The organism is Hymenobacter citatus, assembly GCF_014333615.1.
GTDB lineage: Bacteria > Bacteroidota > Bacteroidia > Cytophagales > Hymenobacteraceae > Hymenobacter > Hymenobacter citatus.
The window spans coordinates 128,893-143,594 of the sequence record NZ_JACSCY010000013.1 but is presented as its reverse complement, the minus strand read 5'-3'; the positions used below and the strand labels follow the sequence as shown (position 1 = coordinate 143,594).

Annotated in this window: 12 protein-coding genes and 1 tRNA gene; 5 read left to right on the top strand and 8 right to left on the bottom strand. The window is 55.2% G+C overall.

The window, feature by feature from the left end:
- Positions 1 to 221: 221 nt before the first annotated feature.
- Positions 222 to 530 carry an ArsR/SmtB family transcription factor gene (locus tag H8B15_RS15710; protein ID WP_185281918.1) on the bottom strand — a complete coding sequence of 103 codons (309 nt, stop codon included), beginning with the start codon at positions 528 to 530 and terminating at the stop codon, positions 222 to 224.
- 321 nt (positions 531 to 851) lie between these two features.
- Here H8B15_RS15710 and H8B15_RS15705 point away from each other — a divergent pair, with 321 nt between their 5' ends.
- Entirely contained in the window at positions 852 to 2,021 is a 1,170-nt protein-coding gene (locus H8B15_RS15705) for a mechanosensitive ion channel family protein (protein ID WP_187320611.1), read from the top strand.
- A gap of 104 nt (positions 2,022 to 2,125) precedes the next feature.
- Here the strand turns inward: H8B15_RS15705 and H8B15_RS15700 are convergent, their stop codons facing one another.
- A complete protein-coding gene (locus H8B15_RS15700; RefSeq protein WP_187320610.1) occupies positions 2,126 to 3,025 on the bottom strand; it encodes a TerB family tellurite resistance protein in 900 nt (299 codons plus the stop codon).
- A 128-nt stretch (positions 3,026 to 3,153) separates the two neighbouring features.
- Entirely contained in the window at positions 3,154 to 5,682 is a 2,529-nt protein-coding gene (locus H8B15_RS15695) for an AsmA-like C-terminal region-containing protein (protein ID WP_187320609.1), read from the bottom strand.
- A 191-nt stretch (positions 5,683 to 5,873) separates the two neighbouring features.
- On the opposite strand from H8B15_RS15695, the gene H8B15_RS15690 reads away from it, so the two are divergent.
- From H8B15_RS15690 to H8B15_RS15675, 4 genes are all read left to right on the top strand, one after another.
- Positions 5,874 to 5,948, top strand: a tRNA-Val gene (locus H8B15_RS15690).
- 322 nt (positions 5,949 to 6,270) lie between these two features.
- Positions 6,271 to 7,752 (top strand): glycosyltransferase family 39 protein, encoded by a 1,482-nt coding sequence (locus H8B15_RS15685; RefSeq protein WP_187320608.1) that lies wholly within the window; start codon positions 6,271 to 6,273, stop codon positions 7,750 to 7,752.
- A gap of 79 nt (positions 7,753 to 7,831) precedes the next feature.
- Entirely contained in the window at positions 7,832 to 9,466 is a 1,635-nt protein-coding gene (locus H8B15_RS15680; protein ID WP_187320607.1) for an ArnT family glycosyltransferase, read from the top strand.
- A 70-nt stretch (positions 9,467 to 9,536) separates the two neighbouring features.
- Positions 9,537 to 10,715: a hypothetical protein gene (locus tag H8B15_RS15675; protein ID WP_187320606.1), complete on the top strand. Its 1,179-nt coding sequence runs from the start codon at positions 9,537 to 9,539 to the stop codon at positions 10,713 to 10,715.
- A 180-nt stretch (positions 10,716 to 10,895) separates the two neighbouring features.
- On the opposite strand, the gene coaE is transcribed toward H8B15_RS15675, so the two are convergent.
- From coaE to H8B15_RS15650, 5 genes are all read right to left on the bottom strand, one after another.
- Positions 10,896 to 11,492 carry a dephospho-CoA kinase gene (gene coaE, locus H8B15_RS15670; RefSeq protein WP_187320605.1) on the bottom strand — a complete coding sequence of 199 codons (597 nt, stop codon included), beginning with the start codon at positions 11,490 to 11,492 and terminating at the stop codon, positions 10,896 to 10,898.
- On the bottom strand, positions 11,489 to 12,454 hold the full coding sequence (locus H8B15_RS15665; protein WP_187320604.1) for a YbbR-like domain-containing protein: 966 nt from the start codon (positions 12,452 to 12,454) through the stop codon (positions 11,489 to 11,491). Before H8B15_RS15665 ends, coaE begins: the two co-directional genes overlap by 4 nt.
- Positions 12,455 to 12,618: 164 nt before the next feature.
- Positions 12,619 to 12,906: a preprotein translocase subunit YajC gene (yajC, locus tag H8B15_RS15660; protein ID WP_187320603.1), complete on the bottom strand. Its 288-nt coding sequence runs from the start codon at positions 12,904 to 12,906 to the stop codon at positions 12,619 to 12,621.
- A 121-nt stretch (positions 12,907 to 13,027) separates the two neighbouring features.
- Entirely contained in the window at positions 13,028 to 13,552 is a 525-nt protein-coding gene (locus tag H8B15_RS15655; RefSeq protein WP_187320602.1) for a DUF1573 domain-containing protein, read from the bottom strand.
- Between the two features lie 110 nt (positions 13,553 to 13,662).
- On the bottom strand, positions 13,663 to 14,664 hold the full coding sequence (locus tag H8B15_RS15650; protein WP_187320601.1) for an isocitrate/isopropylmalate dehydrogenase family protein: 1,002 nt from the start codon (positions 14,662 to 14,664) through the stop codon (positions 13,663 to 13,665).
- Positions 14,665 to 14,702: the final 38 nt, after the last annotated feature.

Here is a 14,702-nt window from a genome sequence, read left to right as displayed (position 1 = left end):
AGTGAAATGGTGAGTTGAAAAAGTACGTGTCATCCTGAGCTTGCGAAGGACCTTATCACGAGAGAACGACCGGCATAACAACGACTCGTTCAACTGTCATAAGGTCCTTCGCAAGCTCAGGATGACACGTACTTTTTCAACTCACCATCTCACCACTTCCTCTAAAACACGAAAAGACTGCCCAAAAGCAGTCTTTTTTCTTGTCCTTCCGTGCGGGAGGGTTAAATCGCGTCGCAGCAGTCTTCCAGCGAATCGATTACGTCCAGCAGTTTGGGGATGGAGAGCGAGTAGTAGATCTTGGTTCCTACTTTGAAAGACGACAGGATGCCCCGGTCTTTCAGGGTGATAAGGTGCTGAGAGGCAATAGCCTGAGGCAGATCGAGCGAGCGGTAGATTTCCGTTACGGTCATCTTGTCCTCTTTGCCCAGCAAGTCAACGATGGCGAGGCGCTTGGGGTGAGCCAGCACTTTCAGCATCGCAGCGGCCTTATCTACTTTCTTGGATTCGACGCGCGAGAGCAAAGGTTTCATAGTATGGAGTAGAACGTGGATCGGGCTGTTCATCACAAGGTCGTTGCCCGGAATATGCGTAATACGCTATTTCCCCCTTGCAAAGTTCCTCGGAAAGCAGTACGTGGCGGAAATTTGTACGCCAATAGGGCCTGCGAACCGGGGTAGCGTTTTTTATTTCCTTTGCGCAGACAGCATATCTCTCCACGCTAGCCCATTTGCCCGGCCGGAAAGCGCTGTTGAAGTAGCTATTTCTTTTGTTTTGCGTAACCCAATAGCCGGTCGCATGTTCCTATACGATACGGTTGTTTCGCCGTGTACGCTTCCGCAAGTTTATTGCCTATGACCCTTTCTGAAATTTTGCACTACCGTTTTCTGGGCAACGACGTCCAGACCTACCTCATTGCCTTGGCCATTCTGCTCTTTGGACTGCTGTTCAAGAACCTGATGTCCAGACTTTTAACCAAGTTGCTGTACCGCTTTGTGCGGGGCAAGTCGGAAGGCGTTACGGAAGACCAGTTTCACGAGTTGTTGATTCAGCCGGTGTCGTTGGTCATCTTTCTTACCAGTCTTTATCTGGCCTTTCAGATCCTGAATATTCCGGTGCGTAGCGCCGAGCTGGCCCGCTCCGACCCGTGGTATGAGGTGGCGATTTTCCGGCTGTATCAGATCTGCATCATCTCCAGCATTGCCTGGATTATCACCCGTTTCATCGACTTTTTCGTGCTGGTTTTCCTGCGTCGGGCCGAGGCTTCGCCGCGTGTAGCCAACCAGCTGGTGCCTTTTGCCCGCGACCTGCTCAAGTTTCTGGTTGGCGCGGTGGCCTTCCTTATTATTCTGGGCAAAACGTTTGGGGTAGACGTCACCGCACTGATTGGTGGTCTGGGTATTGGTGGTTTGGCCGTAGCGTTTGCTGCCAAAGAAAGCCTGGAGAATCTGCTGGCCTCCTTCACTATCTTCCTCGACCGCCCTTTTATTGTAGGCGATTTGGTGAGCGTAGGCGACATCACGGGCACCATCGAGCAGATTGGTTTTCGCAGCACGCGCCTGCGCACCGTAGAGAAAAGCTACGTAACGGTGCCCAACAAATCCATGATTGATAAGCCGCTGGACAACCTTTCGCTGCGCACAGCCCGTCGGGTATTCTTCATGATGTCGTTGCGGCAAAACACCTCCAACGACCAGTTGCACAGCATTGTTAACCAAGCGTTTGAGGCCATCAACACGCACCCCCTCATTCAGCCCGACGCCCAGGTGAAATTCACGTCGCTGACTTCCAACTCCAAAGACATTCGCATTCAATACTACGTAGCTACCGACAGCTACGACGAATACCTGAATGTGATGGAGGAAATCAACTTCAAGCTGGTAGAGATAGTGGAGCGTAACGACAGCTCGTTTGTGGACACTACCCGCCTTACAACTACTGCTTCAGGCTCCGGCACTGGTTCCACGGCCCTACCCCGTAGCCTGCAATCCAGCCCCGATGGGTCGTCGGTAGCTAGTTCGTAACATCACAAAAAAGCTGCGGGCGATTGTCCGTTAGCTGTTAGCTCTCATTCTGGCGAAGGAGCTAACAGCTAACGGACAATCGCCCGCAGCTTTTTTATCGCAGTTTATCGGTTACCGCCGAGCAGGCCGCCCAATACGCTGCCCATGTTGCCGCCAAGCAAGCTGCCTAAGCCGCCACCGCCTGCGCTACGAGGGGCAGAGTTGGGCTGTTGCCCCAGGCCGCCCAGAATAGAAATAAGAGAGCCCAGGCCGCCACTGCCGGCGTGCGAGCCCTGCCGGGGTAGGGAGCTGGTATCGTAGGGGTGGGTTACATCGCTCATAGAGCCGCCTAACACATTGCCCAACAGCGAGCCACCCATCAGGCCGCCCAGGATGTCGCCAAAGCCGCTGCCCGATGTGTTGCTGTTCATCAGGTCGCCTACCGTATCTGAGGAGTTGGTAGCGGCACCCGTGTTGCGATTCATTACTTTGGACAAAATCATGGGGGCTACTACCCCCAACAAGCCCGACAGCAGCGCGCTTTTGGGAATGCCCACGCTGGAGAGTTTGTCGGTGAGGCCACCCAGGAAGTTTTGCTTGGTAGGGTCGTTGACATCGTGCGGCACCTGTTCGGCTTGGTCTACCACCTGCTCCAGCACTTGCTGCTGGCCAGCGTTTACTTGCAGGTAGGCCGCAATTTTGTTGATCATAATCTCCTCATCGTTGGTGTACGACCCATCGGAGCGGGCAAAACTGATGAGGTCGGTGATGAGAGAGAAACGCAAGTCGCTGCCGCGCAGGGCGTCCAGGTTTTGCTGCACGCTTTGATTGGTGGAATCTCTGGCCGCCGACAGCACCTGCTGCGTACCAGCCTCACTGAGGCCGGCAGCTTTGGTAAGCTGCTGCAAAAAGTTTTGCTCGGCAGCTGATGCTTCGCGGTCAGCCGAAGACAAGCTGGCAATAATGCCCAGGTAGGCCGTTTTTTCCGGCTCAGAATAGTTTTGCAGAAGTTGAGAGTTGCTCATGGAAGTGAGGACAGAGAGAAGATAAATAGCGGGAGAAATCCTTGCTATCCTCAAACGGGAATGTTCAGTTGCGAGTTATGCGGGCTTCGTCCTCCTTCGCCGCACTCAAGAGGACAGATGCAAACACATTAAAACTCAAAATACTCGCCGGGCTGCGGTTGCGCAGCAGGTTTGGGCGTTGGCTTTCGAGGAATCGTAGCAGGGCGGGTATCGCCTCCACCTGTGCTCGGACGAGCAGTAGGCTGCAAGATGCGGCCCAATATGCCTGGCCGGGTAGTAGACCGAGGCGTGGTCGGGGTGGCCGCAGGGCTGGCCGCCTCGGGCCGTGCCCCCGTCACTAGCTGTGCGCGGGCGCGGTCGTAGCGCACTGTAAAATCCTGCTCGTTGCCACGCACAGCCAGCAGCAGGCGCGGCCCGGTAGGCATGCCCCCGGCCGCATCGGGGCGGCGCAACAGTCCCGGCAGTAGCGGAATGCTGAGGTGGTAGTCCATCTGCTGATCAAAGGTATGCGTGCCCGTCACCTGAATCAGCGAGGCCGTGCGCACATTGGACCGAATGTCCATCTCCGGAATATACACCGTGCGGCTCTGCACGTAGAGGCTATTCTTCAACTCAGCAAAGCGCAAGTGGCGCAACTGCTCGCGGTTAGCCACCATCGAGAGCTTTTGCAGGGGCGCAAAGTTGTTTAGCTCGCCATTACGCACAGTGGCCTTCACCTCGGCCTCCAGCCGGTCGGTGAGGGGGTAGAGCGCTCCGTTGAGGTATACATCGGACTCGATCTGGGCCGTGAGCTGCCCACGCAGGTGCCGCGCCGTGATAAAGCGCTGGCCGAAATCCTCAAACACATAGAACAGGCTGTCGAGCGGTACCTGCGTACAAGTGGCAGTGGTGCTCACCTTCACTAGATTGGGCCGGCGTACATCAACGATGCCGCGAATACTGGCCCGTCCGCCCGCTGCTCGCACCGACAGCGCCGGTGAAGATACAATCTGGTTGCGCAGCCGCACGGTGCCATGTAGCTCGCGCCCACGCAGCCGGCGGAAGCGCAAGTGGCGTACGTTGGTTTGCACATCCAGTGCTAGGGTAGCAGGCAACTCCAGGGCGTATTCCCCCCCGGCGCGGTGGCCGCGCCGGGGGGTAGGCGCTGCCGTGGGTAGGCGCAGCAACTCATCAAAATCCCAGAGACTGGAGTTGACCTGAGCCTGAACTAGGAGCGTCTGACGCGGAGTAAGCAGCCAGCTCACGGCATTTTTCAGCGTCCCGTTCACCCGGAAGTCGGAACGGCCCAGGTAGCCAGTCAGGGCTTGCATGGCTACGTTGTTGCCACGCAACTCCAGGCGGCCATTCAGGCGGCGCAGGGGCTGTGAGTAGGCCCGCAGCTGCACAGCCACATCGCGTAGTGTTAGTTCGCCGCGGGCATTTGTTGCATGGCCGGCCCGTAGTTGCGCTACCGGCCCGGCCACTTGCAACGAAAGCTGCGCTGTACCCGTGGCGCCACGCACCGCAGCCACCGGAAAAAACCGCGTGGCCCGTGCCATGTCCAGATCGGCCGCTAGTTGTAGCTGTACTGTGGGTTCCTGAAAATCAGTATAGCGCAAACTGCCGCTAAACGGCCGCCCACCCAACTGGCCGCGCACATTGCGCAAGTCCAGCACAGCCGTCCGGACGGAGTGAGCGGCGCCGTTGGTAAAAGTGCCGGTCAGGAATACGTGCTCCACCTCCTGCTGGTACTTAGGGTGATAGAAAGCCGCATTGCGGCAGCCAAACTGAAAATCAAGCCGGGGGTTAACTTTTGTAGAAAACTCGCCGCGTACCGTTCCCCGGAAGTATACCTCGCCGCGGCTGCGGTAGCCGGCCAGCCGGTGGTTGAGGCGGGGCGGCAGCAACGCCAGTAATGATTGCACGTCCGTTTGTCTACCCTCCAGCCGCAGATCCAGCCTAGTAGTCGGGTAGTAGCCAATGGTACCCGCCACACCATAGGTAGCAGGTCCAATCTGTATTTCGGAAGGTAGCACAGCAATTTCCTGGGTCTGGCGGTTGATGCGCAGGTGAGTCGTCAGGGTCAGGTCCTTCTCCTGAAAATACGCATCATCGACTACGCGCAGGGCCTGTACGTGCGTTTCGCCCTGGGCTCGCACGGTCACCTCCTCTCCTTTCACGCTTAAAGTAGCGCGCATCTGGCGCGTATGTCCCGCAAATTGTTGCTGCCGGCTGGCGTCTACGTACGTCACGCCAATACGGCCCAACTGAATGCCTTCCAGGTCGAAGGCAAATGGCTCGTCGGTTGCTGAGGCAGTCGTATCGATTTGTAGTACATCATAGTTGGGCTGCCCCTGCGCATTGAGGCGTACAGCCACCTGCCCGTCGGTGAGCGTTACAGCCCGCACGCGGTAGCGCCGGACCAGCAGATCCCAGGCATCGAAGGCGAAATACAGCCGCCGAGCGCGGGCCAGCGCGGTGGTATCGTGGGGTAGGGAGCCGGTTACCACCACGCGGTGCATGGTGATGGCCACCCGCGGAAACTGGTCGAACAACGACAGCTCAATCTTCCCTACCCGCACGGGTGTGCGCAGGTAGTGGTTGGCCTGCTGCACAAACAACCCAATGATGCGTTCCTGCCCCCACCATACGGCTGCCGCGACGCTTCCCAGCGTCAAAAAACAGCCTACAAACAAAAAAATGAAAAATTTTTTCAGGCGAACCGACACCACAAATTTTCTGACAATGAATAGTTTGAGTCTTTTTTTAACTCAAAACCTAAAAAAATCTTACCCGAAGTTCGGTAAATATGTTGTGTAATCGAAAATGACCCGCCATATTTGCAGCACCAAACGGCACAACGCCACTAGGGAGATTAGCTCAGCTGGTTCAGAGCATCTGCCTTACAAGCAGAGGGTCACTGGTTCGAACCCAGTATCTCCCACTAAAAAGGACAGTCAGAAATGACTGTCCTTTTTTATTTCCGGCGCCGTAGAATTTCTTTACAGCTCAGCAAAAACGGAACATACGTCTTCTCCGCTACTGATTCCCACCTATTGGAGCGTGCAAAGCGACTGTAGCCCTTCTTATCTTAGCTTGTCCCATTGTCTGTTTTCTTGAGTGCAGTGCTGGTCCGTGCACAACACCGCCATTTCCGAACGCTCAGCGTAGGCGGCTTTTTCGGTTTGCTACTGCTACTTGGGCTCTGGCTGCACCGCGACTACGGCGTATCCGCCGACGAGCCCAACAACCACTTGAACGGGCTGGTGCAGATCAAATACGTGGCGCAGCTATTCTTCCCAGAGAAGGTACAGCAACAACCTTCTGCCGCCCTGATTCCGGACATCCGGCAGTTCAAAGACAGTGACCATGGTGTGGCGTTTGAGTTGCCGTTGGCTGTGCTCAGCTTTGTTTTTACGCATAATGATTCGCGGGCTTTCTATTTCATGCGGCATTTATGCAACTTCTTTGTATTTGTGCTGGGTGTGTATGCCCTCTATACCTTGGCACGCTGGTACCTGCGTGATTGGCGCTGGGGGTTACTAGCTGCAGTATTGCTGGTGCTTTCGCCGCGCTTTTTTGCTGAGGCCTTCTATAACTCCAAGGATATTGTATTCATGGCCTGCTTTGCTATGAGCATGGCTACCCTAGTGTATGCCTGGCAACGGCCTACTACTGCCCGAATACTGTTGCACGCTTTGGCCACAGCGCTTGCTGTAGATGTGCGGGCGCAGGGAGTGCTACTTTTCCTGTTCTCGCTGCCGCTCCTGCTGTTGGCAAACCCATTGGCAACAGTCAGGCAGAATCCTCTCAAAACAGCAACCCTGTATGTCGGCGCTAGCCTTGCACTGATCGTAGCCGGCTGGCCTTACCTATGGTCGCTCTCATTCGCAGAGTTGTGGCAGGCGTCGGATAAAATCAGTCATTATCCCTGGAGTGGCCCTGTACTATACCTGGGGCATGTATTCCGAGTACCCACAGAGCAGCTTCCTTGGCATTACATTCCGGTTTGGCTGTTTGTGACGACTCCTGTAACCTACAGTCTTGCTGCTGGTCTGGGTATTATAGGGGCTATTCTGGCAATAACGCGCACGCAACACCTACCCCTCCAGCGTTGCATCAACTTGCTGACTCTACTCTGGCTGCTACTCCCACTAGGCATTGTTATCGTGTTTCACCCCATCCTATACAATGGGTGGCGCCACCTCTATTTTATATATCCTGCCTTTATCCTCTTAGCAGTGCATGGGCTAAAATTGCTCTATCAAGCAGCAAAAAGCGCTGCTTTGTTTTGGCGGGTAGTAGCCCCAGTGCTTTTACTGATTACGGGTGCCGAAGCAGGCTACACGCTCTGGCGAATGGCCAAAGCACACCCATACGAAAACGTGTATTTTAGCTTTCTATCGCCTCAAAAGGCCGAACAACTGTTTGAGTTGGATTACTGGGGATTATCTTACCGAGAGGGCCTAGAATGGGTGTTGGCTCATGACACTACCCAAACAATAACTTTCTGTGGTAAAGGAGGATACCTTGAAAATAACAGCTTACTACTACCTGTTGAGCAACGGGCACGCCTCCTCTTTATACCCAGTGATACGTATGCTTCGCCATCGGCAAAAGCACGCTATTTCTTAACGGCCTACCATTATTACGGCGGAAAGCCACAACACTACCCGGTTGATCCTGGCCAGGAAGTATATACTATCTACGCCGACGGTCTGAGAATCTTCTCCGTGTTTCGGCGTTAGCTCAGATTTGAAAAGTACCATTTGCCTATCCCTATAGCACAGTATACTTTCTTCTGGTTGCTTACGCAGCTTGTTCGCTATGCCATCATTGACTATTACACGCTGGGCTGCTGCTACTCGATGGAAAAATATTGTTGTGCTGCTATTTTTCAGCGCTATACTTGTATTAGGCCTATGCATTTACCGCGACTATGGCGTATCGTGGGATGAGCCGGTGGATCGGGCAAACGGGGCCGTCAATCTGAAGTATGTGGCCGAGCGTCTGACGCCTCAGCTGATTCGTCAAAATGCGGCTTACGCCGCTATTCCTTCCCTGGCAGACTATCCTGATAATGACCACGGTGTTGCTTTTGAGCTACCAATGGCAGTGCTTGGTGTACTCTTCGCACACGGCGACTCAGCAGCCTATTATCACCTGCGGCACCTATTAATTTTTGGTTTTTTCTGGGCAAGTTGTTGGTCTTTGTATGGATTGGCCCGGCAATATTTTGGTAGTTGGCTTTGGGCACTGCTTGCAGTAGGGATACTAGTGCTCTCGCCTCGTTTTTTTGCCGAGGCTTTTTTCAACGGCAAAGATATTGTGTTCATGGCCTGTTTCACGGTGGCAATGCACACCCTGGTTCGGCTGCTGGTCCGTCCTACCCTGGGGCGGGTCGTGCTACACGCGCTGGCTACTGCGCTAGCGATTGATATGCGGGTGCCAGGCTTGCTACTAGTCTGGTTCACGATTGGAATGCTGGGATGGCAATGGTTGGCACGCCCTTCTCGGCAATTGGTATGGCTAAGCTTGCTCTATGTGCTCTTCACCGCGGGGGGAGTTGTAGTCGGCTGGCCCTTTCTCTGGGAAGCTCCTTTAACCAACTTCTGGTGGTCTTATCAGCACCTGAGTCATTACCCTTGGGGCGGACTCAGTTTATATTTTGGGCAGCTCATCACAAGCCACGTGCCTTGGCACTATCTACCTGTCTGGATTATTATTACAACGCCACTCCCCTACCTGCTGGCTGCGCTCGTGGGCATAGCCATCAGTATCAGACGCTTTCTACAGCAGCGTTTGACCCTAACGAATTTCGCCAACCAACTCAACTTGCTAGTAGTAAGCTGGTTTGTTGGCCCCCTGTTGTTGGTAATTATTCTGCACTCTACCTTTTATGATGGCTGGCGGCACCTATATTTCATCTACCCAGCGTTGGTGCTGCTGGCGGTGCAGGGCATTCGCTGGCTAACGTATGTTGCCCGCCGACCGCAGCCCGCTCGCTACCTAGCATTAGGCGTATTACTGCTCAGCCTGGCCGAAACGGTGCATACGGCTATCCGCATGGTCCAGATGCACCCCTTTCAACAGGTCTACTTCAGCTTTCTACCCCCCCAAACCGTCGAGCGTTTCTTCGAGCGTGATTATTGGGGGCTGAGTTATTATCAGGGCTTGCAATGGTTGATAAACAATCACCTTGACAATGCTCCTATTTCTGTCAGCGCACCTGTGTTTACACCCATTGTAGCCAATAGTTTGCTGTTACCTGCTACCGAGCAAGCACGTTTTGAGATCCATCGTGATCCACAGAAAGGGCGCTATTTCATCACCAATTACCGCTGGCACCCCCAAACGTACGCCGACAGCTTGGGCCAGGAAATCTATACTATTCGGGCGGAAGGCATCAAGATCTTGTCCATCTTCGACCGCGAGGCTACTTCCAATAGCAAGGCACCGTAAGCCTTTCCTTCCGATCTTTGTTTCCCAAAAGCCTGCTCTACTCGCACGTTTTCCGCTAGTTTCTTTGCCGATGCCTTTATTTGAAGTACACAACTCGCAGCAGATACGTCAGTTTCTGGATGTGCCTACCCGCCTGTATCAGCAGTACCCGGAGTGGATTTCACCGCTTGATCATGAGATTGAAGCAGTCTTTAGTCCGCAGAAAAACCGCTTGCTACGCGAAGGCAAAGGCGAAGTTGTGCGTTGGATCCTGACCAACGATGCTGGTACCGCTATTGGACGGGTAGCCGCTTTCATCAACACTGCCCTACCCCAGGAAATACCCAACCTGCCCGTGGGCGGCATGGGTTTCTTTGAATGTATTGATGATCAGCAGGCGGCTGTCACGCTTTTCGATGCCTGCCGTACTTGGCTGGAGGCCCGCGGCATGGCGGCGATGGATGGCCCTATCAACTTTGGTGAGCGGGACCGGTTCTGGGGCCTGCTTGTGGATGGCTTCACGGAGCCCAACTACGGGATGTTCTACCATCCGCCCTACTACCAGCAACTTTTTGAGCAATATGGGTTTCAGGTGTACTTCAAGCAGTATACCTACGATATTCCGACGGATATCAAGCTACACCCCAACTTTGCCAAGGTAGCAGACCGCTACGCCCGCGAAGAGCCCGAATATCGCTTTGCCTACGCCAACGCCAGCGACCCGGAAAAGCTGGCGCGTGATTTTCACCACGTGTACTCCCTGGCCTGGGCGCGCCATTCCGGCGTGAGCGATATGTCTCTGGAGCAGGCGCGCAATATTGTGCGCGAGATGAAACCCGTGCTGGATGAGCGCCTGCTGTGGTTTATCTACTACCGCGACGAGGCCGTGGGCTTTTTCATCTCCCTACCCGAGCTGAACCAGATTTTCAAGCACGTGGGTCGTAAGCTGGATACGCTAGGCAAGTTGCGCTTTCTGTGGGAAAAGTACCAGTACCAACGCCGCCAGCCTAAAAAGGCCTTTGGGGTTATTTTTGGGGTAGTACCCGAGCACCAAGGCAAAGGCGCCGAGTCGGCTATGATTTACCGGGCACAGTCCGTGTATCAGAAGGCCGGTTATACCAGCCTGGAAATGAACTGGATTGGGGACTTCAATCCCCGCATGATGGCTGTGTGCCGCTCTATTGGCGCCCGCATCGTGAAAACCCACGTCACTTACCGTCTACTTTTCGACGAAACCCGCCCCTTTGAGCGGTGCCCGATCATTAGGTGAGTGGTGAAGTGGTGAAATTGTGAGTAGTGAGATAGTGAGTGCACAAGCAGCTGTCCTCCTGAGTGGAGCGAAGGACCTTTTACGTTTGAACGAGTCGTTGTTACGATTATCGTTCTCATGTGATAAGGTCCTTCGCTCCACTCAGGAGGACAGCTGCTTGTGCACTCACTATCTCACTACTCACAATTTCACCACTTCACTATTCACCCTCAGCACCTGCGGGATAAGCAACTGCTGGTCATCATTATACACCACAAAATCGGCGCGTTGCAGCTTTTCTTCCTCGCTGAGCTGCTTGCTGATGATGGCCTGCACATCCTGGGCGGTGCGGTGCGGGTCGCGGCGTAGCACGCGGGCTTCGCGGATGGGCTGCGGGGCAAACACCGTAATAATCCGGTCGAGTTGCTGGTAGGCACCCGACTCGTACAACAGCGCCGCTTCTTTAAGCACGTACGCATGGCCGGCCTGGGCTTGCTTGGCTACCCACTCCGCGAAGTCGCGGCCCACGTGGGGGTGCACCAGGGCATTGAGGTGAGCAAGCTGGGCAGGATCGTGGAAAGCTAGCCGGGCCAGGTAGGGACGGTCGAGCTGGCCGTGGGCATCGAAGGTAGCCGCTCCAAAGGCCGCTTGTAGCTCCGCTCGCAGAGCTACATCGTGGGCCATCACCCATTTGGCCCGCGCATCCGAATCGTACACGGGCACGCCCAATACCTGAAACAAGCGGCACACCACGCTTTTACCGGACCCAATGCCGCCGGTAATTCCAATCTTTTTCATTCGTGTACCATCGATACTTTCACCTGCGACGTAACGATGCGTGCCCCGCGTGCCTGTTCTGGCGTCTCTACCAGCATAGGCGTCAGCACGGAGTCGGGCCCTACAAGCTGTCCAAAGTATAAGGCCACGCGCAGGCGTTGCAGGTCGAGGGCGGCTGTATCTTCCGGAAAGCTCTGTAGCTGCACCTGCACCGTGGCTGGCTGCAACCGAAACCGCCGCTGCGCCGGAAAATCGCGCAGTTCAGGGGTAGTCCACACCGGTACAGTAACGACAGGCCGGGGGCGCAGACGCACACGCACATCACGCACGTTGATTTTCACCATTTCCGGCCCGCCAATAGGGACACTGATACTGCCCGAGCTGCTACCCGCTGGCGCCTGTGGTAGGTGCACGGGGTAGGGACTCGCCAGTGCATTCACAATGCTGGCTGGCCCCTCAAAGAGAATGCTAGCCGGCTCAAACTGCGCTGCATAGGGTAGTGCCGAGCCGTCGGCGGCCCGGCTGAGGGTGAGCGGTACGCGTCGCCGCACTAGTTTATCGAACTCAATCCAAAGTGTGTCGCTGAGCAGATAGTTGAGTTGCAAGCCATCCATAGCATTTTGCAGAGCCGGCCGCAAGGCCGATGACAGTACATAGCGCTGGCTAGGAAGGCGCGTCAGGCGTACTTCGGCAGGACGCACATCGGGCATGATATTCTTGCGCAATAGCTTCCAGCCCCTACCCGTCACATTCACGGCTACCTCCGGGGGTAGCTCTTGCACGGGCACGTAGCGAGCCGCATCATACACCCACTCCACGGGGTAAGAAATGCGCGTGGTGTAGGTTTTATTGAGCGCATTGAGCAGCCAAATGGTAGAAGCCGCTAGAAAACACACCAGCACCGGCCGCCAATAGCCCTGCTCCGACCCATAGAAAGGTCGGGCAAACCAGAACAGCAGACGTTGCGGGCGGGATGTTTTCAAGATGGTTTTTAGTTAGTGGTTGCGATTGAAATACGTTTGTCATCCTGAGCTTGCGAAGGACCTTTTCACGTTGAACGATTGATGTCCCAACGACTCGTTCAGTCGTGAAAAGGTCCTTCGCAAGCTCAGGATGACAAACGTATTTCACCAACAATTAGCACTATCTACAGCTGCCGGGCAATAGCCGTGCGGTCAAATGTCAGGCGAGTGCCTTTGTCGACTTCTACTACGACAGAATTTTCAGCTACGTCTACAATTTTGCCATGCAGGCCTCCAATGGTTACTATGTTAGCGCCTTTCGTGAGAGAGTCGCGCAGGATTTTGGCCTCCTTGGCCCGCTTCTGCTGGGGCCGAATCATGAAGAAATACAGCACCACAAACATGGCACCCAGCAGCAGAAATTGGGTCATGCCCCCGCCACCGGGAGCTTGGAGTAGAAGAGTGAGTAGCATAGAAAAGAAATCAAAAAAGGAGAAAGACGCCCAAATGAACGGGAAGCCGCCCGGGGTAGAGGTACGCTATACGCACCTGTCCGCCCAGACGGCTTCCCGCACCAGTGCGCCACAAAAACGACTAGCGCACCGGACCGTTAGCGCCGTCAGACAAAATGTTGGCTTTGATGGCAATCTGGGTGATGCTAGGCTGGGTGTTGGCGCGAACTGCTACCTGCTTGTTCTGCATGCCGGTTTTGCCGTGGCTGTCAAATTGCACTTGCATGGTGCCTTTGGCGCCGGGCGCTACAGGCTCTTTGGTCCACTCTGGCGTGGTGCAGCCGCAGCTAGCCTGGGCATTCTCAATCACCAACGGCGTTTTACCAGTGTTGGTGAATTCAAACGTGTGCTTCACCACGTCGCCGGGCTTGATGTCACCGAAGTCAAACTCTTGCTCCGTGAAAGTCATTACCGGCGCGTTGGGGTTAGGTGCTTCCGTTTCGCCCATCACGTTGGGGTTGTCCACGGTGGGGTTGGCGGCAGCGTTGGCATCGGCGGCGGCGGCATTCATACCCTCGGTGCCTACCTCAGCCGGCTTGTCCTGGCTGCAAGCTCCCATCAGCAGGGTAGCGGCCAGCAGCGCAGTTGAAAAAAAAGTGCGTTTCATACAGGTAAATAACAGCTGCTGCGCAGCTTACAAAATGGGTGTGAAACCAAAATTACGACTTTCTTCTGGCATTTGACATCCGTGCCAGCACCAGCGAAAGCCGCGTATGCTTACGCCAGATTGTCAATAATAGCTTGTGCAAACTCGCTGGTGGAAGCCTTGCCACCCAGGTCGCCGGTTAGCTTTTCGGGCTCTTGCAGAGTTTTGTTCAGCGCATTTTCGATGCGGGCAGCATGATCTTTCTCGCCTAGGTGGTGCAGCATCATCAGAGCAGAGCGCAGCAAAGCAGTAGGGTTGGCTTTACCTTGGCCGGCAATGTCGGGGGCTGAGCCGTGCACGGCTTCGAAGATGGCTGCATCGTCGCCGATGTTGGCGCCTACCACCACGCCTAGGCCGCCTACCAGGCCAGCACACAGGTCGGAGAGAATATCACCAAACAAGTTGGTGGTTACCACTACATCGAACTGCTCGGGCCGGATAACCAGCTGCATGCACATGTTGTCGATGATTTTGTCTTCGTACGTGATGTGCGGGTACTCGGCAGAAATTTCCTTGCCAGCATCCAGCATCAGCTTGCCAGCCAGTTTCAGAATGTTGGCTTTGTGCGCCAGCGTCACCTTCTTGCGGCCGTGTTTGTCGGCGTAAGCAAAGGCCGCGCGCACAATCTTGTGGCAGCCCTCTACCGTTACGCGCGAGATGGAATCAGCAATACCCAGGCGGTCATCGTAATACTCCAGACCCGAGTACAACCCCTCGGTATTCTCTCGGAACAGCACCAGGTCCACGTTTTCATAGCGCGACTTAATGCCAGGCGTGGTTTGGGCCGGGCGCACGTTCTGGTACAGGTTGTACTTCTGGCGCAGCATGATATTGATGCTCCGAAAACCCTTGCCTACCGGCGTGGTGAGCGGGCCCTTCAGGGCCACGCGGGTTTTGTCCAGCGAGTCGAGCAGAGCCTGGGGCAGCAGCTCACCTGAGGCCTCGAAGGACGTCAGGCCGGCGTTGTGCTCTTCCCAGGTAACGGGAACCTGCGCCGCCGCGAAAATATCGGTTACGGCTTTCGTGATTTCGGGACCAATCCCGTCGCCAGGGATAAGAGTGACAGTGTGCATTAGAGAAGGGTAGATTAGCGTAGGTAGAGCACGCGGCC